The 22333-nt window shown below is 37.3% G+C and carries 20 protein-coding genes and 1 rRNA gene; 13 read left to right on the top strand and 8 right to left on the bottom strand.

Translation table 11 applies throughout. The annotated features are described in order from the left end of the window. From M3225_RS21020 to dnaA, 7 genes are all read right to left on the bottom strand, one after another. Positions 1–124, bottom strand: a 16S ribosomal RNA gene (locus tag M3225_RS21020); the annotation flags it as partial. A gap of 262 nt (positions 125–386) precedes the next feature. Continuing rightward, positions 387–2897, bottom strand: a complete 2511-nt coding sequence (gene gyrA / locus M3225_RS21025) for a DNA gyrase subunit A (protein WP_251396913.1) — start codon at positions 2895–2897, stop codon at positions 387–389. 126 nt (positions 2898–3023) lie between these two features. Next, on the bottom strand, positions 3024–4940 hold the full coding sequence (gene gyrB, locus M3225_RS21030; protein ID WP_251396916.1) for a DNA topoisomerase (ATP-hydrolyzing) subunit B: 1917 nt from the start codon (positions 4938–4940) through the stop codon (positions 3024–3026). A gap of 240 nt (positions 4941–5180) precedes the next feature. After that, complete coding sequence (recF, locus tag M3225_RS21035) at positions 5181–6299, bottom strand: DNA replication/repair protein RecF (protein ID WP_251396919.1); 1119 nt, start codon at positions 6297–6299, stop codon at positions 5181–5183. Positions 6300–6313: 14 nt separating this feature from the next. Beyond that, positions 6314–6529 carry a S4 domain-containing protein YaaA gene (gene yaaA / locus M3225_RS21040; RefSeq protein WP_013054822.1) on the bottom strand — a complete coding sequence of 72 codons (216 nt, stop codon included), beginning with the start codon at positions 6527–6529 and terminating at the stop codon, positions 6314–6316. A 100-nt stretch (positions 6530–6629) separates the two neighbouring features. Beyond that, positions 6630–7766, bottom strand: a complete 1137-nt coding sequence (gene dnaN, locus M3225_RS21045) for a DNA polymerase III subunit beta (RefSeq protein ID WP_251396922.1) — start codon at positions 7764–7766, stop codon at positions 6630–6632. A gap of 186 nt (positions 7767–7952) precedes the next feature. Then, entirely contained in the window at positions 7953–9296 is a 1344-nt protein-coding gene (gene dnaA, locus M3225_RS21050; RefSeq protein ID WP_251396925.1) for a chromosomal replication initiator protein DnaA, read from the bottom strand. A 754-nt stretch (positions 9297–10050) separates the two neighbouring features. Here dnaA and rpmH point away from each other — a divergent pair. The 10 genes from rpmH to M3225_RS21100 all read left to right on the top strand — a co-directional run bounded on the left by rpmH (position 10051) and on the right by M3225_RS21100 (position 19262). After that, positions 10051–10185 carry a 50S ribosomal protein L34 gene (gene rpmH, locus M3225_RS21055; RefSeq protein ID WP_013059930.1) on the top strand — a complete coding sequence of 45 codons (135 nt, stop codon included), beginning with the start codon at positions 10051–10053 and terminating at the stop codon, positions 10183–10185. Between the two features lie 110 nt (positions 10186–10295). Next, on the top strand, positions 10296–10649 hold the full coding sequence (gene rnpA, locus M3225_RS21060) for a ribonuclease P protein component (RefSeq protein WP_013059929.1): 354 nt from the start codon (positions 10296–10298) through the stop codon (positions 10647–10649). A gap of 115 nt (positions 10650–10764) precedes the next feature. Further along, positions 10765–11529, top strand: coding sequence for a YidC family membrane integrase SpoIIIJ (spoIIIJ, locus tag M3225_RS21065; protein ID WP_014457668.1), 765 nt, complete (start codon positions 10765–10767; stop codon positions 11527–11529). Then, a complete protein-coding gene (gene jag, locus M3225_RS21070; RefSeq protein ID WP_074681904.1) occupies positions 11526–12155 on the top strand; it encodes an RNA-binding cell elongation regulator Jag/EloR in 630 nt (209 codons plus the stop codon). The genes spoIIIJ and jag overlap by 4 nt, the downstream gene beginning before the upstream one ends. A gap of 307 nt (positions 12156–12462) precedes the next feature. After that, positions 12463–13851 carry a tRNA uridine-5-carboxymethylaminomethyl(34) synthesis GTPase MnmE gene (mnmE, locus tag M3225_RS21075; protein WP_308215763.1) on the top strand — a complete coding sequence of 463 codons (1389 nt, stop codon included), beginning with the start codon at positions 12463–12465 and terminating at the stop codon, positions 13849–13851. Positions 13852–13873: 22 nt separating this feature from the next. Next, positions 13874–15763: a tRNA uridine-5-carboxymethylaminomethyl(34) synthesis enzyme MnmG gene (gene mnmG / locus M3225_RS21080; protein ID WP_013059925.1), complete on the top strand. Its 1890-nt coding sequence runs from the start codon at positions 13874–13876 to the stop codon at positions 15761–15763. 30 nt (positions 15764–15793) lie between these two features. Then, a complete protein-coding gene (rsmG, locus tag M3225_RS21085) occupies positions 15794–16510 on the top strand; it encodes a 16S rRNA (guanine(527)-N(7))-methyltransferase RsmG (RefSeq protein WP_013085565.1) in 717 nt (238 codons plus the stop codon). A 135-nt stretch (positions 16511–16645) separates the two neighbouring features. Then, positions 16646–17521 (top strand): nucleoid occlusion protein, encoded by an 876-nt coding sequence (noc, locus tag M3225_RS21090; protein WP_251396928.1) that lies wholly within the window; start codon positions 16646–16648, stop codon positions 17519–17521. 117 nt (positions 17522–17638) lie between these two features. Continuing rightward, positions 17639–18421: a ParA family protein gene (locus tag M3225_RS21095; protein ID WP_013059922.1), complete on the top strand. Its 783-nt coding sequence runs from the start codon at positions 17639–17641 to the stop codon at positions 18419–18421. Then, on the top strand, positions 18393–19262 hold the full coding sequence (locus tag M3225_RS21100; protein WP_251396931.1) for a ParB/RepB/Spo0J family partition protein: 870 nt from the start codon (positions 18393–18395) through the stop codon (positions 19260–19262). Before M3225_RS21095 ends, M3225_RS21100 begins: the two co-directional genes overlap by 29 nt. 33 nt (positions 19263–19295) lie before the next feature. Here M3225_RS21100 and yyaC read toward each other — a convergent pair whose 3' ends face one another. After that, positions 19296–19916, bottom strand: coding sequence for a spore protease YyaC (gene yyaC / locus M3225_RS21105; RefSeq protein ID WP_251396934.1), 621 nt, complete (start codon positions 19914–19916; stop codon positions 19296–19298). An 86-nt stretch (positions 19917–20002) separates the two neighbouring features. Between yyaC and M3225_RS21110 the strand changes: the two genes are divergently transcribed. The 3 genes from M3225_RS21110 to M3225_RS21120 all read left to right on the top strand — a co-directional run bounded on the left by M3225_RS21110 (position 20003) and on the right by M3225_RS21120 (position 22189). Continuing rightward, positions 20003–21016: a YkvI family membrane protein gene (locus tag M3225_RS21110; protein ID WP_251396937.1), complete on the top strand. Its 1014-nt coding sequence runs from the start codon at positions 20003–20005 to the stop codon at positions 21014–21016. A gap of 67 nt (positions 21017–21083) precedes the next feature. Then, positions 21084–21977 (top strand): mechanosensitive ion channel family protein, encoded by an 894-nt coding sequence (locus M3225_RS21115; RefSeq protein ID WP_251396940.1) that lies wholly within the window; start codon positions 21084–21086, stop codon positions 21975–21977. A 14-nt stretch (positions 21978–21991) separates the two neighbouring features. Then, complete coding sequence (locus M3225_RS21120; RefSeq protein ID WP_013059917.1) at positions 21992–22189, top strand: DUF951 domain-containing protein; 198 nt, start codon at positions 21992–21994, stop codon at positions 22187–22189. Positions 22190–22333 lie beyond the last annotated feature (144 nt).

Genomic DNA, 22333 nt, shown 5'->3' on the forward strand with positions numbered 1-22333 from the left:
CACGTGTTACTCACCCGTCCGCCGCTAACGTCATAGAAGCAAGCTTCTAATCAGTTCGCTCGACTTGCATGTATTAGGCACGCCGCCAGCGTTCATCCTGAGCCAGGATCAAACTCTCCGAAGAAATGTTTGATTGCTCATATAAAATAAAAAAATTAACGTTGACGTTTACTATTTCGTTCAGTTTTCAAAGAACTCTTGTCTTAAAGCGACTCCTATATAATAACACTTTCTAAGAATCGTTGTCAACACTTTTATATAACTTTTTTTAAAAACTACTAAAAAACTCATATGTGTTTTGCTGACTTTTTATATATTACCAAAATAAAAAAACTATGGCAAGGTTTTTTTATACAAAAAAGCCCCTGTTTTTTCAGGGGCTTTTTTTATTCTTCTGTTTCTTCAGCTTCAATTACTATATCTGCCTCTTCATTTTCATCTAATTCATCTAATACTTCGTCTTCATCTTCTGAAGTCTGTACTTTTGCAACCGTTGAAACAAACTCTTCATCTCCTAAACGAATGACTTTGACACCTTGTGTGTTACGGCCCATTTGTGAAATATCTGAAACAGAAACACGGATAAGAACGCCGCTTACTGTGATAAGCATAATATCTTCTTCTTGAGATACGCATTTCAGTGCGACAACATCACCATTTTTATCAGTGATATTACATGTTCTTAAACCTTTACCGCCTCTTGTTTGTACACGATATTCCTCAATCGGTGTACGTTTTCCGTAACCATTTTTCGTGATGATCAAGATATCCGATTGTTCTTCGAGAATTTCCATACCGATTACTTCATCTTCTGAATCGAGAGTGATACCTTTGACTCCAGTAGCTGTACGTCCCATTGAACGAACATCATTTTCATTAAAACGAATTAACATACCCTTCTTCGTTCCAATAACCATATCGCGCTTACCATCTGTCAATTTAACAGAAATTAATTCATCTTCTTCTCTTAAATTCAAGGCAATAAGTCCGCTATTTCGAATGTTCTCAAAAGAAGATAAAGGCGTACGCTTAGAAATTCCTTGTTTCGTAGTAAAGAATAGATACCAATCGTCTACAAATTCATCGACGCGAATGATGGCATTTACCCACTCACCTTTGTCTACTTCTAACAAGTTAATAATAGGTATCCCTTTAGCCGTTCTTCCGTACTCTGGAATTTCGTATCCTTTTGTCCGGTAGACTTTTCCCTTATTTGTAAAGAAGAGAATCGTATCATGAGTAGATGTTGTTAGAAGATGTTCAACGAAATCATTTTCGTTTGTATTCATTCCTTGAATACCTCTTCCGCCTCTTCGCTGACTCTTATACGTAGAAACAGGCAAACGTTTAATATAGCCGTTGTGCGTTAAACTAATAACAATATCTTGGCGAGGAATCAGATCCTCGTCTTCGATAATTTCAGCTCCTCCACTTACGATTTCCGTTCGACGGCCGTCATTGAATCTTTCTTTTACTTCTATTAGTTCTTCTCTAATAATTTCTAATACTTTTTCTTCATCTGCTAAAATAGCTTTTAATTCAGCAATTAGCGCTAATAAAGATTGATATTCCGCTTCAATCTTCTCTCGCTCTAATCCCGTTAAACGCTGTAGACGCATATCCAAAATAGCTTGCGCTTGTTTTTCAGATAACGAAAACTGCGTCATTAATCCTTCACGTGCAATATCTGTTGTTTGAGAACCTCTAATTAAAGCAATAACAGCATCTAAATTATCGAGAGCAATCTTTAAACCTTCTAAAATATGCGCACGTGCTTCTGCTTTTCGAAGTTCAAATTCAGTACGACGGCGAATAACCACTACTTGGTGGTCTAAGTAGTACTGTAGACATTGCTTCAAGTTCAATACTTTTGGCTGTCCATCTACTAATGCAAGGGTATTAATACCAAAACTTGTTTGAAGAGATGTCTGCTTATATAAGTTGTTCAATAAAACATTTGCATTTGCATCACGTCTTACTTCAATAACAATACGCATACCCGAACGGTCAGACTCATCTCGTAAGTCCGTAATTCCATCAATCTTCTTATCACGAGCTAGCTCGGCAATTTTTTCAATCAGCTTTGCTTTATTTACTTGGTATGGAAGTTCATGAACAATAATGGTTTGTTTACCATTGTTTTGTTCTTCAATTTCTACTTTTGCGCGAACAATAATAGAACCTTTTCCAGTTTCATAAGCTTTGCGAATTCCGCTGCGGCCAAGAATTTGTCCTGCTGTTGGGAAATCCGGTCCTGGAATAATCTCCATTAACTCTGCAATTGTTATATCAGGGTCTTGACTTACAGCTAAAACGCCGTCAATGACTTCTCCTAACTGATGCGGAGGAATATTTGTCGCCATACCTACCGCAATTCCGGCTGAACCGTTTACAAGTAAATTTGGAAATCTAGCAGGCAATACAATTGGTTCACGCTCAGAACCGTCATAGTTGTCTTGGTAATCAATTGTATCTTTATTGATGTCACGTAACAGTTCCATCGAAACTTTTGACATTCTTGCTTCTGTATAACGCATAGCTGCTGCTGCATCTCCATCAACAGATCCAAAGTTTCCATGACCGTCAATTAGCATATAACGATAGCTAAAATCTTGTGCCATACGAACCATTGTTTCATATACAGCTGAGTCACCGTGTGGGTGATACTTACCAATTACTTCTCCTACGATACGAGCTGATTTTTTATATGGCTTATCCGACCCCATACCTAAATCATTCATTGCATATAAAATACGACGGTGCACAGGCTTAAGTCCGTCTCTTACATCTGGTAAAGCACGCGATACAATTACGCTCATTGCATAATCTAAAAAGGAAGCGCGCATTTCTTGACTAATATTTACTTCTCTTATTTGAGAGTTTGGTTTATCTGACATCGATAAGAACCTCCTTCGCGAAGTTCAGTATAGTAATTCATATATATGTAAACGCAGGATAGAACCTATCTCTATCCTGACGTTTATATACCCTTTATAAAAAATATAAAGGGTATTACCGTTCATTTAAATATCAAGATTTTTCACGTACTGAGCATTTTCTTCAATGAAATTACGGCGTGGTTCTACTTTATCGCCCATTAAAATTTCAAACGTCTCATCAGCTTCAATTGCATCTTGCAAATTCACCTGAAGAAGGGTACGGAATTCTGGATCCATTGTTGTTTCCCATAATTGTTCAGGATTCATCTCTCCTAAACCTTTGTAACGTTGAAGGTTTGGTTTTGCGCCTTCAGGGAAAGAAGCTAATACCTCTTCTAATTGACGATCGTTGTACGCGTACTCAACTTTTTTACCTTGTGAAACTTTGTAAAGAGGCGGCTGAGCAATGTACACATATCCATGCTCAATAATCTGTCTCATGTAGCGATAGAAGAACGTTAGAAGAAGCGTACGAATATGAGCGCCATCTACGTCTGCATCTGTCATAATCACAATTTTATGGTAGCGAGCTTTCGAAATATCAAAATCGTCACCAATCCCTGTTCCTAGAGCGGTAATGATTGTACGAATTTCGTTATTAGATAAAATTTTATCTAAACGCGCTTTCTCTACGTTGATAATTTTACCACGTAAAGGCAAAATAGCTTGGAAATGACGGCTTCTTCCCTGCTTAGCTGAACCTCCGGCAGAGTCGCCCTCTACTACATAGAGTTCACTAATAGAAGGATCTTTTGATGAACAATCTGCTAATTTACCCGGTAAGTTTGAAATTTCAAGCGCGCTTTTACGTCTTGTAAGCTCACGAGCTTTTTTAGCTGCCATTCTTGCTCTTGCAGCCATTAAGCCTTTTTCAATTACCTTTTTCGCTACAATAGGGTTCTCTAGCAAGTAAGTTTCTAAATGCTCTGCAAACACAGAGTCAGTAATTGTTCTTGCTTCACTATTTCCCAGCTTTGTTTTCGTTTGCCCTTCGAACTGCGGATCTGGGTGCTTAATAGAGATGATAGCTGTAATTCCTTCACGAACATCTTCACCCGTTAGATTAGCGTCACTGTCTTTGAATACGCTATTTTTACGTGCATAGTCGTTAATTACACGTGTTAATGCTGTTTTAAATCCTGCTTCGTGCGTTCCACCTTCATATGTGTGAATATTGTTTGCAAAAGAATATAAATTGCTTGTATAGCTATCGTTATATTGAATAGCAATTTCTACAGAAATGTTGTCTCGATTACCTTCAATATAGATCGGCTCTTCGTGAATTACTTCTTTCGAACGATTTAAGTGTTCAACGTAAGACTTAATTCCGCCTTCATAGTGATATTCACGTCTTTTATCTTCTTCACGTTTGTCTTCAATCGTAATTTTAATGCCGCGATTTAAGAAAGCTAACTCACGCAGACGATTAGCTAACGTATCAAAATCGTATTCAAGCGTTTCTGTAAAAATTTCACTGTCTGGATGGAATTGAATAACAGTACCTGTTTTATCTGTTTCTCCAACTACTTTTAAGTCAGCGGCCGGTACACCTCGTTCGTATTTTTGATAATGAACTTTACCGTCACGATGTACGTGTACTTCCAAAGAGGTAGAAAGTGCATTAACAACTGAGGCACCTACACCGTGCAACCCACCAGATACTTTATAGCCTCCGCCGCCAAATTTACCTCCGGCATGAAGAACCGTTAAGATAACTTCAACGGCAGGTCTGCCCATTTTTTCTTGAATACCAACCGGAATTCCACGACCGTTATCTTTGACTGTAATACTATTATCCTTTTCGATAATAACATTAATTTCATCGCAATAGCCGGCCAGCGCTTCATCAATACTATTATCTACAATTTCCCATACAAGATGATGTAAACCTTTTGCGCTCGTCGATCCAATATACATCCCCGGACGTTTACGAACAGCTTCTAATCCTTCTAATACTTGTATCTGATCAGCTTCATATGCTTGTACTTCTTTTTGTTCCATCGTCAAATGTATCACCTACACTTTTTTTTAACAGCAAACTGCTGTATTTATCATTTTGTATTATGTTTTTCAAATATTATGTGGAAATAATACGGAGCCTTTAATGTATGTGCAATTTGTTTACTTATGCACAAAATTTTCATAATCGAGGGTACGAGTTGAAATATATAGACTTAAAACTATAATGATATCATATTTCAGTTAGATTGCCTTGCGAAAAGTTTTTAAACAGATCAATTGCTATTTGACCTTTTGAATTTGGCCAGCTTCTACATGATATGTAGCGGCTTTTTCTAAGGTCTCGTGATGAATTCCTTCGATGCTCGTTGTCGTTACAAACGTCTGAACTTTTCCTTGAATGGTATTTAGCAAGTGTGATTGACGAAAATCATCTAATTCAGACAATACGTCATCTAAAAGCAAGATTGGATATTCACCTACTTCTTGATGAATTAACTCAATTTCAGCAAGCTTTAACGATAAAGCAGTCGTCCGCTGTTGCCCTTGTGAACCAAATGTTTGAACGTCTTTTTCATTAACGTAGAAAAGAAGATCATCACGGTGTGGTCCTGCTAAGGTGACACCTCTATCAATTTCTCTACTTTTTATTTTATCAAACTTTTGATGATATGCTTCTAACATTTTCGACAAATCTGCATCTTCTGATACATCAATTGAATTCTTATACTCAATTTTTAATGTTTCTAAGTCTCGACTGATCCCTTTATGAATAGGCTCTGCCCACTGTTGAAGTAACTGTAAAAACTCAAAACGTTTTTTTAAGATTTTCGCCGCCATTTCACTTAACTGTAACGTAAGTACGTCTAAAAGTGAAAGATCCGTTTGTTTTTTTGTCTGCAGCTGCTTCAAATATTGATTTCTTTGCTGCAAAATCTTTTGATACCTGCTTAAATCATGCATGTAAACAGGCGAAACTTGACCAATTTCCATATCGATAAATTTGCGCCTTACTTGCGGACTCCCTTTAACTAGGTTTAAATCCTCCGGAGCAAACATGACAGTATTAATTGATCCTATATATTGACTGAGCTTTTTCTGCTCAATGTGATTATATTTTGCTTTTTTTCCTTTTGTTGAGATGACTAAATCCAGTGTAACAGGACCTCTATTCTTTTCTACAATGCCCGATAGCTTTGCATACTCACATTCCCATTTAATTAATTCTTTATCGTTGGATGTACGATGAGATTTAGCCATAGATAATACGAAGATCGATTCCATCACGTTTGTTTTACCCTGTGCGTTTTCACCCAAAATGACGTTTACTTTATTTTCAAAGGGAATCGTTGTCTTCGTATAGTTCCGGTAATTTGTTAAGGTAATTTCTTTAATATACAAACGTTTCACCAACTTTAAGTAATAACAACAAATGATCCTGCAGCCGGTATATCCACTTCGTCATTTGCATATAATTTACGTCCGCGGCGCTCTTCTAGCTCCCCGTTCACATATACTTCGTGCTCACTTAAAAACCATTTTACCATTCCACCTGTTTGAATGACGTCTGCTAGTTTTAAAAACTGGCCAAGCGTAATGTATTCAGTTGAAATTTTAACCTCTGTTTTCATGCGACTCTCTCACTTTCTAATGATGTATCTCTATTTTACTAAATAATTCTCCTTGAGAAAAGAAAGCTACTAGTACGGCATGCTAGTAGCTTTCTGGGATTTAATATGTTCGCACTGGTAAAATCAGCTGCAACATTGAATCATCCTCTAATGTTCGAATGACAAATGGACGCATCGCACCAGTGAAGTTAATTTTAATATCTGTTCCTTCAAGCGCTTTTAATGCGTCTAACATATATTTTGCGCTAAAAGAAATTTTTAATTCTTCTCCTGAGATAGACTGACTTTGTACCTCTTCAATTACTTTTCCGATTTCAGGAGAGTTAGAAGAAATTTCAACAATTCCTTCATCCAGCGTAGATAGTTTTACCACGTTGTTTCTTCCTTCTCGAGCTAATAAAGAAGCGCGGTCAATCGATTGTAAGAATTCTTTTACGTTCAATATAACATCCGTTTTACTATCAGCCGGGATTAATCTTGATGTATCAGGATAATTTCCGTCCAATAATCTTGAGAAAAATAGTAAATGTTTTGTTTTGAATAATACTTGATTTTCCGTGATAACAATGTCTACCAATTCATGAGAATCATCAAGGATCTTACTGAATTCACTTAAACTTTTACCTGGAATAACCACATTATACGTTGCTTCATTGCCAGTTTCAATGGTCGCTTTTCGCAAAGCTAGACGGTGGCTATCAGTAGCAATACACGTTAATTCCCTGCCATCGACTTTCCAGTTTACACCTGTCAAGATAGGTCGTGTTTCTGAGGTGGACACTGCAAAGACAGTTTGTCGAATCATGTTTTTTAATAAGTCTGTTGGTAATCTAAACATGTTATTTTCTTCAATCTGTGGCAAATGTGGATACTCTTCTGCATCTAAACCATTTAAGTTAAATTCAGCTTTCCCTGAACGAATAATTGTTAAAAAGTGACTTTGGACATCTAATTCTACAATGTCTTTAGGAAGCTTTTTGACGATTTCACTAAAGAAACGAGCTGGGAGAACAACGCTTCCTGGTTTTTGGATATCAACAATCTCTTTTCCTTCTTCTTCGTTTGGAATAAACGATTCAATAGAGATATCTGAATCACTTCCAGTTAAGGTAACACCTTCTTCAGTAGCTACAATTTTAATCCCCGTTAGAATTGGAATCGTCGTTCTAGAAGATACAGCTTTCATAACGTCTTGAACGCTTTGAACTAGATAATCTTTCTGTATGATAAATTTCATAATAATTAATCCTCCTTAAAAGTAGGTTTAAAAGCTTATTATTTATTATATTTTAAGATAGTAGTAGTAATAGGGGCTGTGGAAATGTGGATAACCCCTAAAAACGTGAGAACACAGCCTATCCACATGTGGACAGACTGTGTACAATCCTAACTCACTTATTCACAAAATACAAGTAAAAAAAGCCTATATTTTTAGTGATTCACTTATTTCTTTAATTTGTTTTTGTAGGTCAGTATCTGTTTGAACAAGTTTCGAGATTTTTTCATGAGCATGGATGACTGTAGTATGGTCTCGCCCGCCAAACTCTTCTCCAATTTTAGGCAGCGAAAAATCTGTTAGTTCGCGAGAAAGGTACATGGCAATTTGTCTAGGAAACGCTACTGACTTTGTACGTTTCTTCGCTTTGAAATCATCTAATTTTATATTAAATTCTTGTCCAACAATCTGTTGGATGTCTTGAATTGTAATAACCCTCGGTTTTGAACTAGGAATGATATCTTTTAATGCTTCTGCTGCTAAATCAGCGTTTATATCTTTATTAATTAGTGAAGAATAAGCTACTACACGAATAAGTGCTCCTTCTAATTCTCTGATATTTGAATCAATCTGATTGGCGATGTAAAGCATAACTTCATTTGGAATAACTAAGCCGTCCGCTTTTGCTTTTTTACGCAAAATAGCAATTCGTGTTTCCAAATCTGGTGGTGTGATGTCTGTAATAAGGCCCCATTCAAAGCGAGAGCGAAGTCGATCTTCAAGTGTAGGAATTTCTTTCGGCGGTCGATCACTTGAGATGACAATCTGCTTGCTTTCTTCGTGAAGCGTATTAAACGTATGGAAAAATTCTTCTTGTGTCTGCTCTTTACCTGCTAAGAATTGAATATCATCAATCAGTAAAACATCTACATTGCGGTATTTGTTGCGGAATTCTACTGCTTTATTATCACGAATAGAGTTAATAAACTCATTTGTGAATTTTTCAGATGATAAGTACACCACTTTAGCGGCAGGATTATGATCTAACACATAATGGCCTATTGCGTGCATTAAATGTGTTTTACCTAATCCTACTCCCCCGTAAATAAAAAGCGGATTATACGCTTTAGCTGGCGCTTCTGCTACTGCTAAAGAAGCTGCATGCGCAAACCGATTTCCAGATCCGATAACAAATGTATCAAAGGTATACTTCGAATTTAACATGCTTTGAGGAAATTCTGCTCCTTCGTCTTTATTGACTTTCTTTTTAGGAGTTTGAATATCGAATTCTTCCTCGGCCTGGTTAGGAGGAATAATAAACTTCACATCTAACTCTTCCCCTGTAAGATCGTAAAGTGTTTCGGCAATTAAATTAGAGTACCTAGATTCTAACCAGTCCCGTGCAAAATCATTAGGAGCAGTAATAATAAGCGTGTCTCCTTGTAAAGCATGAGCTTTGGTCGATTTGAGCCAGGTTTCAAAACTAGGTTTGCTTAATTTTTTTTCAATTTGTTCTAAAGCTCTGTTCCATAAATCATGAATGTTTTCCAACGAGCAATCCCTCCTTTTTCTAGCTTTTATGCGCTTTGTACAACTCTTGTACAACATGTACAAAACCTTATGCATAAAAAATTTATATTTATACAATTGCTATTATGTGGGTAAATATATATTATAGAAGAAAGTCGACTATTCGACAGATTCCACATGGTGTGGATAACTTTATACAGTGATAGTGGAAATGATGTCCACAAGTTGTCCACAGTTTGTGGATAAAAACCAACTGTGGAAAAGTAATTAAGAGTGAAAACAAAAATATAATATCAAAGAATTCGGCATGATGCAATGAATTTTCGAAACTTATCCACAATCACTACACCTTGTGGAGAAAAGTTTTCCACAACACAAGATAGTGTGTATGAGTTGTCGATAAGAAATGGAAAAGTAGAAAAATGTCGAAAAAACTTATCCACAAAGGTTTGAGAGAAGAATTTGAATAAAAAAGAGGCTTTTTATAACATTTATTGTTGCAGTTTTGTTCAGTAACCATGCGATCGCAGCTGGTAGAGAAAGAAAAAGAGAAGAAAAGGAAAAATTTTTTCTTTAATAAATCAATGAATTTTATTGATTAGGTATAGACAATTGGGTTATAAAGATATTAGAATGAAGAAGATTGAGTAAAACAGATAATGAAACCAAGAGATTGAAAATTTTATTTTTTAAATAACATTGACATCTTCTTAGTCTTTTCATTATAATTGCAAGGACTGTCTTTTTCAGTTATTCCTCGAGGAGGTGTTTATAGATGAAAAGAACTTACCAACCAAACAAACGTAAGCACAGTAAAGTACACGGTTTCCGCGCTCGTATGAGCTCAGCGAATGGACGTAAAGTTTTAGCTCGTCGTCGTCGTAAAGGAAGAAAAGTATTATCAGCATAATAGACCACTGACGCCAGTGGTCTTTTTTCGCTTTATAAAGCTAAAATCACCTCTGTTCCTGTAGGGACTACATAAAAGCATGACCTGAAAAAGGGCAGGAGTTGTTAAAAATGAAAAAAAGATATCGTATAAAAAAGAATGATGAATTTCAAACAGTTTTTAAAAAGGGCAAGTCCGTGGCCAATCGCCAATTTGTCTTGTATGTTCTAGACAAACCGGATCAAGAACATTTCCGCGTAGGATTCTCCGTTGGCAAAAAGATTGGAAATGCCGTGACTCGTAATCGAGTTAAGCGCCTTGCTAAACAAATTATGTTTGAATTCACACCGTATTTAAAGCAAGACAAAGATTATATTGTAATTGCAAGGCAGCCTGCTGCAACAATGAGCTATGAAGAAATTAAAAGCAGCTTGCAGCATGTCTTTAAGCGAGGCAAATTACTTACACATAGACAAAACGATTAATAAACAATAGAAGAAAAGCCTTTAATAGCTGTTGTTTTTCTACCGCATCCTTATATAATGGATTTTGACGCACTTTCACAATTGAAAGGTGAACATGTAGAAGGAGGAAAAACAGGTGAAGAAGAAGTTGTTTTTAGGGATAACGCTTATCTTTCTATTAACTGTTTTAGCGGGGTGTACGGAAATTAACCAACCTATTACAGATGATAGTAAAGGTTTTTGGAATGAGTATGTTGTGTATCCGCTATCATTAGTCATTACGTATCTGGCGGAGGTATTTAAAAGCTATGGAGTTGCGATCATCGTTGTCACAATCCTGATTCGCTTACTTATTCTACCGCTTATGATTAAACAGATGAGAAACACGAAAGCAATGCAGATGCTTCAGCCCGAAATGCAGAAGTTAAAGGAGAAGTACAGTTCAAAAGATGCCCAGACGCAGCAGCAATTGCAGAAAGAAACGATGGCATTATTCCAAACTTACGGAGTAAATCCTTTAGCTGGGTGCTTCCCAATTCTAATTCAAATGCCCATTCTTATTGGGATTTTCCACGCGATTACACGAACGTCAGAAATCGCAAACAACAGCTTTTTATGGTTTGATTTAGGTGCGCGTGATCCGCTATTCATCTTACCAATTGTCGCAGGCATCACAACGTTTATTCAGCAAAAGATGATGATGGCCGGAAATGCAAATCAAAATCCTCAAATGGCTATGATGCTTTGGGTTATGCCAATCATGATTGTGGTTTTTGCAATCAATTTTCCAGCCGCCTTATCTCTTTATTGGGTAGTGGGAAATCTATTTATGATTATTCAAACCTACTTCATTAAAGGGCCAGACTTAAAACAAGCGAATATTGAAGGGGTTAAAAAATGAACGAAATCACAATTACGGCCCAAACGATTGAAGCTGCTGTTCAAGAAGCATTAGATGCTTTAGAAGTAGAGCGAAATCAAACAAATGTAGAAATAATTGAACCAGGCAAAAAAGGATTTTTAGGAATCTTTAAGGGAAAACCCGCAGTTGTAAAGGTTACAAAAATAGTTGACCCTGTAGAGGAAGCGGTTCATTTTATTACAAATGTTAGCCGTGAAATGGGGATTTCGATTCATACGAACGTCAAAAAAACCTCGAGAAACTGCATAATTGAGATTAGTAGCGATTCAGCGGGAATGTTGATTGGAAAACATGGACAAACCCTAAATGCGCTCCAGCTTCTCACACAATTGGTAGCTAATCGATACAGTCAGCAATTTTTAAATGTTGTATTAAATCCAGAAGGCTACCGAGAAAAACGAAAAGAAATGGTCGAAAAACTGGCATTAAAAATAGCTAATCAGGCGATCAAAACGAATCGATCTGTTCAACTAGAACCAATGCCTTCTCATGAAAGAAAAATGATTCACCAAGCGTTAGCTAAAAATTCTTTAGTTGAGACACAATCCGTTGGCAAAGAACCCAAAAGAAGCATTTTGGTTCAGCCAGTTGCCAAAAAGCACTAGCAAAATAAGCTAGTGCTTTTTTATGTGCTTATTTTATCGATCTAGCGTTCAAAAAAATCAAGATGCATACGTTGTTATTCACATGTGGATAAGTTAAAATAGTACATACTGCCTGTTTTTCTTACTGTGCATAACAGAAGAACGTTAGAGATGTTCCAAATCGGTGAATTGTGGTATTCTATTTATTTGGTTCATACAAATCACGGGCCTTAAAATAGATGTTTTTGTTCGTGTAAAATTGTTAACGATGATAGTATATAACATCGTTTAAAATAAAAGGTTTATAAAATGAAATGAGGTGAAGTTGGTGCTAGATTTTGATACAATTGCGGCCATTTCTACACCAATGGGAGAAGGAGCTATTGCCATCGTCCGCCTGAGTGGTGAAGAAGCAATTACGATTGCAGATCGTATCTTTAAAAGCGTTTCGAATAAACGATTAACAGAAGTAGCTTCTCATACCATTCACTACGGTCATATCGTAGATCCCAAGAAGGAGCAAGTCGTTGAAGAAGTGATGCTTTCCATTATGAAAGGTCCCAAGACATTTACCAGAGAAGACATTATTGAAATTAACTGTCACGGAGGAATTGTATCCGTTAATCGTGTGCTGCAGTTAGTTATTGCAAATGGTGCCCGTTTAGCTGAGCCGGGTGAGTTTACAAAACGAGCATTTTTAAATGGTCGAGTAGACTTATCACAAGCAGAAGCTGTAATGGATTTAATTCGTGCCAAAACAGATAAAGCGATGAATATGGCGATTGGCCAAATGGAAGGGCGTTTGTCCAAGCTAGTACGTCATTTACGGCAGGAAATTCTCGAAACACTTGCCCACGTAGAAGTGAACATTGACTACCCAGAATATGACGATGTAGAGGAAATGACTCACCAAGTGTTAATCGAAAAAGCTTCAAATGTACGCCAGGAAATTGATAAGCTTCTTCAAACCTCTCATCAAGGGAAAATTTTAAGAGAAGGATTAGCTACGGTTATTATTGGACGTCCTAATGTAGGGAAATCTTCTCTTCTAAATAGTTTAGTGCAAGATGCAAAGGCCATTGTCACAGACATTCCTGGAACGACGCGAGATGTAATTGAAGAGTACGTTAATGTGCGAGGAGTTCCTCTACGATTAGTTGATACAGCTGGAATTCGTGAAACAGAAGATATTGTAGAACGAATTGGTGTGGAACGCTCCCGTCAGTATTTGAAAGAAGCAGATTTAATTTTGCTTGTGTTGAATTTCAATGAAGAACTAACGGACGAAGATAAAAAGCTATTTGAAGCTGTAAAAGGCATGGACGTTATCGTGATTGTGAATAAAACAGATCTTGAGCAAAAAATTAATCTAGATGAAGTGCAGCAATTTGCTGGTGATCATCCAGTAGTGACGACTTCGCTTCTTCAAGAACAAGGAGTAGATCAGCTTGAAGAAGCAATCGCAGCTCTTTTCTTTGGAGGAACAATTGAATCTCAAGATTTAACGTATTTATCTAATACGAGACATATTGCGCTTTTAACGCAAGCAAGAGGAGCTATCGATGAGGCCATCACAGGCATTGAAAGTGGTGTTCCAATCGATATTGTCCAAATTGATTTAACAAGAACGTGGGAACTATTAGGTGAAATTATTGGTGATGCTGTTCACGAAAGCTTAATTGATCAGTTGTTCTCTCAATTCTGTTTAGGAAAATAGATTATTAAAGGAGGCTACTATTATGCAATATGAAGGCGGACAATATGATGTTATTGTCATTGGAGCAGGTCATGCAGGTTGTGAAGCGGCACTTGCTTCTGCGCGTATGGGTGCTAAAACGTTAACGTTGACCATCAACTTAGACATGGTTGCGTTTATGCCCTGTAACCCTTCTGTAGGCGGTCCTGCAAAAGGTATTGTCGTGCGTGAAATTGATGCTCTTGGCGGAGAAATGGGTAGAAATATCGATAAAACTCATATTCAAATGAGAATGTTAAATACAGGAAAAGGTCCGGCTGTTCGAGCACTTAGAGCTCAAGCGGATAAATTTGCTTATCAGCATGAAATGAAAAAAACGTTAGAAAATGAAGAAAATCTAACGCTTATGCAAGGCATGGTAGAACAGTTAATCGTAGAAGACGGTGTATGTACGGGCGTTGTCACTCAAACGGGAGCTGTGTATAAAGCAAAAACAGTTGTTATTACGACAGGAACATTCTTACGCGGAGAAATTATTTTAGGTGAACTAAAATATTCAAGCGGTCCTAATAATCAACAACCGGCTATTAAGCTTTCTGAACACTTAGAGGAGTTAGGACTGGACATGGTCCGTTTTAAAACAGGAACTCCACCTCGTGTTAATAGCTCAACTATTGATTACAGCAAAACGGAGATTCAGCCTGGGGATGATGTGCCTCGTGCTTTCTCATATGAAACAACACAGTACATTACAGATCAATTGCCTTGCTGGTTAACATATACAAGTGAACAAACTCATCAAATTATTGATGACAACCTCCACTTATCTCCTATGTATTCTGGGATGATTAAAGGTACTGGACCGCGCTACTGTCCATCTATTGAAGATAAGGTTGTGCGCTTTAATGATAAACCACGCCACCAAATTTTCTTAGAGCCAGAAGGACGAAATACGCAAGAAGTATATGTTCAAGGGCTATCAACAAGTCTTCCTGAGCACGTACAGCGTCAAATGCTTGCGACAATTCCTGGTCTTGAAAAAGTCCAAATGATGCGTGCGGGCTATGCTATTGAATATGATGCGATTGTTCCGACTCAGTTATGGCCAACGCTTGAAACGAAGAAAATTAAAAATCTTTATACGGCTGGACAAATTAACGGAACATCTGGTTATGAAGAAGCTGCAGGCCAAGGTCTTCTTGCTGGAATTAACGCGGGAAGAAGAGCGCTGGAACAAGAAGAAGTCATCTTAGGACGTTCTGATGCTTACATCGGTGTATTGGTGGATGATTTAGTAACAAAAGGAACAAATGAACCGTATCGTCTGCTAACATCCCGTGCAGAATATCGTTTATTGCTTCGTCACGATAACGCTGATTTACGCCTTACTGAAATTGGTCGTGAACTGGGATTAATCAGCGATGAGCGCTATGCTAAATTTGAACAAAAGAAAGCGGAAATCGAGCAAGAGAAGAAACGTCTTTTCTCCTTTATTATTAAGCCGAATGAAGCTGTTCAGCAACTGATTAAAGAAGCTGGCGGCAGCGAATTAAAAGATGGCATTCGTGCGACAGATTTACTTCGTCGTCCTGAAATGACGTATACTCATATTCATCAATTAGCACCAGCTGATGAGACGGTAGATCCTGAAGTAGCTGAACAAGTAGAAATTCAGGTGAAATACGAAGGGTATATTCAGAAATCACTTCAACAAGTTGAACGCTTGAAGAAGTTAGAAAACAAAAAGATTCCTGATTATATCGATTATGATGCAATTAATGGTTTAGCTACAGAAGCACGACAAAAATTAAACCAAGTGCGTCCGCTAACGGTAGCGCAAGCTTCACGTATTTCTGGAGTCAACCCAGCTGATATTTCAATCTTACTTGTTTATATTGAACAAGGACGCATCGCTAAAGTATCAAATGATTAAAATTCTTAGGCGCGAAGAAAGGGAAACTCAATGAATATTCAACAGTTTCAACAGCTATTAGAAGAAAAGGGAATTTCTCTTTCTTCTAAACAGCTGAATCAATTTGAAAAGTATTATCAAGTTTTAGTGGAATGGAACGAAAAAATGAATTTAACTGCTATCACTGATCACGGTGAAGTGTATGAAAAGCATTTTTACGATTCTATTTCAGCTGCTTTTTTTCAAGACTTTACAGAAATTGAATCCATGTGTGATGTAGGTGCAGGAGCGGGATTCCCAAGTATTCCGATCAAAATTTGCTTCCCGCATTTGCATGTAACAATCGTTGATTCGTTACAAAAGCGTATTACGTTTTTAACGCACCTTGTAAATGAGCTTGAACTAGACAATGTCACATTATGTCACGATCGAGCTGAAACATTTGGTAAAAAAGAAACCATTCGTGAATCATTTGATCTTGTAACGGCAAGAGCTGTGGCACGTATCTCGGTTCTTAATGAATTCTGTTTACCGCTTGTTAAAGAACAAGGACGCTTTTTAGCAATGAAAGGCGCTTCTGCCCCTGAGGAATTAAAAAATGGAGAAAAATCATTTCAAGTATTAGGTGGAAAAGTGAAGTCGATTGAACATTTCCAATTGCCTTTGGAGCAAAGTGAACGTTACATTATTTTAATAGACAAAATAAAGAAAACGCCTAAAAAATATCCTAGAAAACCTGGTACCCCAGTTAAGCTTCCATTAGAGTAGGCGGTAAATAGATAGAGAAGAAAATGTTTCATATGAAACATTTTCTTCTCTATATTTTCTGTTTAGAAAGCAGGATATGATTAAAAAACATCGAATTAGTTTAAGGCGGGATTTTCCTGAAGGTGGTGTGGGACTATGAAATCTGCTTTTTCACGTTTTTTTAATTTAAAAGAAAAAGATGAGGATGTTCATGTAGAGATTGAAACTGTCCAAGATGAAAATGTCGAAAAAGTTTTAAGAGATGAAGTAAAACAAATTAGGGTTTCAAGTATTATTCCGAATCGTTATCAGCCGCGTACTGTGTTTAATGAAGCAAAAATTGAAGAGCTAGCTCTTACTATTCATACACACGGTATTATTCAACCTATTGTGGTTCGACCGACTGAGGGTGAAGAATATGAATTGATTGCTGGAGAACGTCGATGGAGAGCTGTACAAAGCTTAGGATGGGATACGGTTCCTGCAATTGTGAAATATTTTAACGATACAGAAACGGCCTCTGTGGCTTTAATAGAAAACTTACAACGTGAAGAGCTAACGGCTGTCGAAGAAGCACTAGCCTACGCAAAGTTAATTGAGTTACATAATCTTACCCAAGAGGCATTAGCTCAACGTTTAGGAAAAGGCCAATCCACAATTGCAAACAAGCTTCGTTTGTTAAAGCTTCCTGTTGAAATACAAGAAGCAATCAAACAAAAATTGATTACAGAGCGACATGCTAGAGCGCTCATTCCCCTCAAAAATCAAGAAAAACAACTTCAAGTATTAGCTGAGATTATTGAAAAACAATTAAATGTAAAACAAACGGAAGATCGAGTAGTTAAATTGTTAGAAACGCAGGTTAAAAAGCCAAAAGCACAAAGAAAAGCGTTTAGTAAAGATACGCGTATCGCAATGAATACAATTCGTCAATCGTTAACAATGGTTAGTGACAGCGGTATTTCATTAAACACGGAAGAAGAAGAGTTTGATGAATATTTTCAGTTTACTATTAAGATTCCGAAAAAATAAAGAAATAGCCCTCATCTTTTTTTGATGAGGCTTTTTTATCAAAGTTTTTCGTCAGAAAATTCAATGAACAATCAAACTGTCTGGACAAATGGGATGGAAATGAAAGTAGGTGACAACATGGGGAAAATTGTGGCAGTTGCGAATCAGAAAGGCGGAGTTGGAAAAACAACAACCGCTGTCAATTTAGGAGCTTGTTTAGCTGAACAAGGAAAAAAGGTTCTACTTGTAGACGGAGATCCACAGGGTAACGCTACCAGTGGAGTTGGCATAGATAAAGCAGATGTAGATGAATGTATTTATAATGTAGTAGTGGAAGATATGGAAGCCAAAAACGTTGTGCGTTCAACGGCGGTTGAAAATTTATCAATCATTCCCGCGACCATTCAATTAGCTGGTGCAGAAATTGAATTAGTGTCGACTATTTCACGTGAAGTTCGACTTAAGAGAGCTTTAGAAACGGTGAAAGATCACTTTGATTATGTTATTATTGATTGTCCCCCTTCTCTTGGTTTACTTACATTAAATGCGTTAACTGCGGCTGATTCTGTTTTAATACCTGTACAGTGTGAATATTACGCGCTTGAAGGATTAAGTCAATTGCTAAATACCGTTAGATTAGTCCAAAAACATTTGAATAATCAACTGCGTATCGAAGGTGTATTACTGACTATGCTCGACGCACGCACAAATTTAGGACTGCAGGTCACAGCAGAAGTGAAGAAATACTTTCAGGATCGCGTTTATCAAACGATTATTCCTCGAAATGTTCGTTTGAGCGAAGCGCCTAGTCATGGTGAACCAATTATCTTATATGATGCAAGATCTAGAGGGGCCGCAGTTTATACGGAACTTGCAAAGGAAGTGATTTATAATGGCGAAAGGATTAGGGAAAGGAATTAATGCCTTATTTTCAGGCTTAGATGCACAGGCTGATGATTCAATTCAGGAAGTTGCTATTCACGAACTCAGACCCAACCCCTATCAACCACGTAAAACGTTTAATAAGGAAGCAATTAATGAGTTAAAGCAATCCATTTTACATCATGGCATCTTACAGCCTATTGTAGCTCGCAAAAGCATTAAAGGCTATGAAATCTTAGCGGGTGAAAGACGATTTAGAGCTGCTAAAGAAGCCGACCTTGCTACTGTTCCTGTCATTATAAAAGACTTTTCAGAAAAGCAAATGATGGAACTAGCTTTGTTGGAGAATTTACAGCGTGAAGACTTGACGCCAATTGAAGAAGCAACCGCTTATCAATTGCTTATGGATAAGCTCGATATGACACAGGAGCAACTTGCTACACGACTAGGAAAAAGCCGACCTCATATTGCTAACTATGTTCGCCTCTTGCAACTGCCTGAGGAAATTCAAGCCCTCATTTCTACTAATGAATTGTCTATGGGACATGGGCGTACACTAGTCGGTTTAAAAAATAAAGCTCTTCTACCTAAAGTAGTCGAAAAAATACGCAAGGAACAATTGAATGTCAGACAGCTAGAGGCTTATATTGCCCACTTAAATAAAGCCGTTCCACGTGAAACATCAAAAACTAAAAAAGATAAAGATTTATTTATAAAACAAAGTGAAACACAGCTCCGTGAGCGTTTTGGTACCTCCGTTCACATTACACAAAGCAAGAAAAAAGGAAAAATTGAAATCGAGTTTTTCTCTAAAGAAGATTTAAACCGTCTTCTTGAATTATTTAATGATCTTTCTCAGACCAATAAATCTTCTGTATAAAAAAAGGTTGTCCTAGTTTTAGGACAGCCTTTTTTATTGTTTATAGTGTCTTACAGTTTGGTAAACCGGAGAAGCATTAAACGCTTTCTCTCGTTCGTTGTGCGCAGTCTCAATGCTTTGCGCAATTAAATCGGCAATGCACATAACGAGATGAAGCCTCGTATTTTGCAAGACGAAAAACTCCATAAATCCGCTCACGTTGACAACCCCTGTTATATGAATATCCCCGACTGGCGGCAATTCCTTATTAACTCCTGCTCCTGGTTTAACGGGTCCTATTCCAAGTGATGCAGAGCCTACGCTTTTCATCCGACCCAAACAAGCATCAATTCCAATAATAAAAGGATTCGGGAAAAGCTTTTGGATATGTTTTAACGTTTCTTTCAAATTAACAGCATGAACAGGCTCTTCTAACGTTCCAAAAATATGAAAAGATGAAATCTTTTTTTCATTCAGTTTCGTTCCGACTAATGGACCCAATGAGTCCCCAGTTGAACGGTCCGTTCCAATACATACAAAAACAATTGGTCTGTCTTTCTGCGTTGGAAGTAAAGATAGTAACTGTGTACTCAGCTTCTTTGTAGCAGATTCTTCATCATGAAATACGCGGGTTGAATGTTGTGTCTTCTCAAAGAAGGGAGATTTTAAATTCATAGGGTCCACTCCTTATACATAATAGTAACAGTATACGAAGATTTTGAAGATTCTATACATATATTTCATGGATTGGGGGAAAATCGATGTGGAGAGCAGGATGTAAATGGATATTCTTAATTATGGGAACCATGATAGGCGCTGGATATGCTTCAGGGAGAGAGCTATGGCAGTTTTTTGGCGAAGAAAGCGGACTTGCTATTTTTCTATTTTCTATTATTTTTGCGATTTCTTGCAATGTGATTATGCAAATCAGCTATCGCTACCGAACCAATCAATTTTACCCAGTGCTAATTGAATTAATAGGAAAGAAATGGGCTGCAGCCTATGATGTTTTAATCGTTTTTTATTTGTTTACTACAACGGTGATTATGATCGCGGGCGGTGGGGCGACATTGGAAATGTGGCATGTTCCTTACTGGTGGGGAATTGGCGCTCTTAGTGCATTTATCGTCTTTGTTTTTTCAAGAGGATTAAATGGGCTTCTTTCTATCAATTCCGTCGTTATGCCAATCTTAATGATTGGACTAGCTGGCGTACTTCTTACGTTTGTTTTGCGTCATCCTGGAGTAACTGATTGGCATCTTCAGCATAATTGGCCTGCTGCTTTTACCTTTACGGCATTAAATATTCTTCCTCTTGTCGCGGTATTATCTACAATTGGACAGGAAATTAAAAGCAAAAAAGAGATTTATATTGCAAGTGTTGGCAGTGGCTTTTTATTAGGAGGGCTCTCCTTTATTTATAATGAATCACTTATTCAAGTTTCAGGCCTTCTTTCTTCTTATGAAATTCCATTATTCGCTATTCTTAAAGACTTTCCTTATACGATGCTGTTTTTAATGAGCATTGTTTTGCTCATTGCAATTTATACAACAGCCGTGTCGGGAATCTTAGGACTGACCGCACGTTTTCATACTGAAAAGGTACAATCTCTTTGGAAACTGGCAGCCTGCTGGCTACTTTTAATGATCCCCTTTACAAAGTTAGGTTTTTCTACTTTGATTGCCGTTTTGTATCCAATGTATGGAATCGTCAATTTGTTTTTAGTAACAGCCGTTCTATTGTATCCATTTCGAAATCGCTACAAAAGTTCATAGAAACTTGCTACAATAGATTAAAACTTTCTCGTATGTAGATTATGTTACGATAGGAGCTACATGTAGTATGAATTCGTTGAAGTCAGTTTTTAAGAACGTGTTTGAGCCATTTTTTCAAGAAGAAACGTGGGCACATATTGGAGAAGGATTTATAAAAATTCTGTTGATTCTGCTTATTTCCATGTTTTTAATTCGGATTGGAAAGAAAGCGTTAAATAAATTTGTAGAGGTTCGCACAAATAGTCCTCTGCGTATTTCTGAGCGACGAGAAGCTACGATGGTCCGTTTGCTTCAGAATATTTTTTCTTATGCTATTTATTTCGTTGCGGGAGTTATGATTTTAGAAACATTATCGGTAGATGTTCGTGGATTGCTAGCGGGGGCTGGAATTGTAGGGCTTGCGGTAGGGTTTGGTGCTCAAAACTTAGTGAAAGACATCATCACGGGATTTTTTATTATCTTTGAAGATCAGTTCTCCGTTGGCGATTATGTTCGAGTAGGAACATTTGAGGGAACCGTAGAAGAAATTGGTTTGCGAACCACAAAGATTAAGAGTTGGACAGGCGAAATTAATATTTTGCCCAATGGCAGTATTGTGGAGGTCACTAATTTTTCTTTACATAACAGCGTAGCTTTCGTTGATGTAAGCATTTCTTATGAAGAAAACATACAAAAAGCAGAACAAGTGATTTTAGAACTGTTAGAAGAATTGCCAAGTCGCTATGAAGATATGGTTAAAACTCCTGAATTGCTGGGGGTTCAAAATATCCATGCAACTGAAGTAACAATGAGGATTACAAGCGAAGTAAAACCAATGAGACATTTCCATATTTCTCGTATGATTCGTAAAGAAGTGCGTACAAGGCTAAATGAACATGGCATTGAAGTTCCATTTCCTCGTATGGTTATGTATAATCGTACAGAAGAAGCACAGCATTCGTCGACGTTGAAAGGGAAATAAGGAGGAGAGAGCTGATGACGGAAAAAGAATTTGGTTTAAATGACGTTGTGGAAATGAAAAAACCTCATCCTTGCGGTACAAATGAATGGAAAATCATTCGAATGGGAATGGATATCCGTATTAAATGTGAAGGCTGCGGCCATAGCGTAATGATTCCAAGACGTGATTTTGCACGTAAAATGAAAAAAATTCTTGTAAAGCATGAGGAATAACCTCATGCATTTTCTATGTTTATGCCTTATACTGTAAGGTGGGACAAAATGAAGCACCTTAACGCGATGCGACTAAAGGTTCTTTATCAAACTTGTATTTCAAAAGTTGACTCACTATAATTGTGACAGGTTAACTTGTTTCGG

The organism is Priestia aryabhattai (assembly GCF_023715685.1).
GTDB lineage: Bacteria > Bacillota > Bacilli > Bacillales > Bacillaceae_H > Priestia > Priestia aryabhattai_B.

Coding starts and splice junctions, on each gene's coding strand:
- gyrA (WP_251396913.1), bottom strand. CDS start 2,897: ATGTCAGATAAACCAAACTCTCAAATAAGAGAAGTAAATATTAGTCAA.
- gyrB (WP_251396916.1), bottom strand. CDS start 4,940: ATGGAACAAAAAGAAGTACAAGCATATGAAGCTGATCAGATACAAGTA.
- yaaA (WP_013054822.1), bottom strand. CDS start 6,529: ATGAAAACAGAGGTTAAAATTTCAACTGAATACATTACGCTTGGCCAG.
- dnaN (WP_251396922.1), bottom strand. CDS start 7,766: ATGAAATTTATCATACAGAAAGATTATCTAGTTCAAAGCGTTCAAGAC.
- rpmH (WP_013059930.1), top strand. CDS start 10,051: ATGAAAAGAACTTACCAACCAAACAAACGTAAGCACAGTAAAGTACAC.
- rnpA (WP_013059929.1), top strand. CDS start 10,296: ATGAAAAAAAGATATCGTATAAAAAAGAATGATGAATTTCAAACAGTT.
- jag (WP_074681904.1), top strand. CDS start 11,526: ATGAACGAAATCACAATTACGGCCCAAACGATTGAAGCTGCTGTTCAA.
- mnmG (WP_013059925.1), top strand. CDS start 13,874: ATGCAATATGAAGGCGGACAATATGATGTTATTGTCATTGGAGCAGGT.
- rsmG (WP_013085565.1), top strand. CDS start 15,794: ATGAATATTCAACAGTTTCAACAGCTATTAGAAGAAAAGGGAATTTCT.
- noc (WP_251396928.1), top strand. CDS start 16,646: ATGAAATCTGCTTTTTCACGTTTTTTTAATTTAAAAGAAAAAGATGAG.
- M3225_RS21095 (WP_013059922.1), top strand. CDS start 17,639: ATGGGGAAAATTGTGGCAGTTGCGAATCAGAAAGGCGGAGTTGGAAAA.
- M3225_RS21100 (WP_251396931.1), top strand. CDS start 18,393: ATGGCGAAAGGATTAGGGAAAGGAATTAATGCCTTATTTTCAGGCTTA.
- yyaC (WP_251396934.1), bottom strand. CDS start 19,916: ATGAATTTAAAATCTCCCTTCTTTGAGAAGACACAACATTCAACCCGC.
- M3225_RS21110 (WP_251396937.1), top strand. CDS start 20,003: ATGTGGAGAGCAGGATGTAAATGGATATTCTTAATTATGGGAACCATG.
- M3225_RS21115 (WP_251396940.1), top strand. CDS start 21,084: ATGAATTCGTTGAAGTCAGTTTTTAAGAACGTGTTTGAGCCATTTTTT.
- M3225_RS21120 (WP_013059917.1), top strand. CDS start 21,992: ATGACGGAAAAAGAATTTGGTTTAAATGACGTTGTGGAAATGAAAAAA.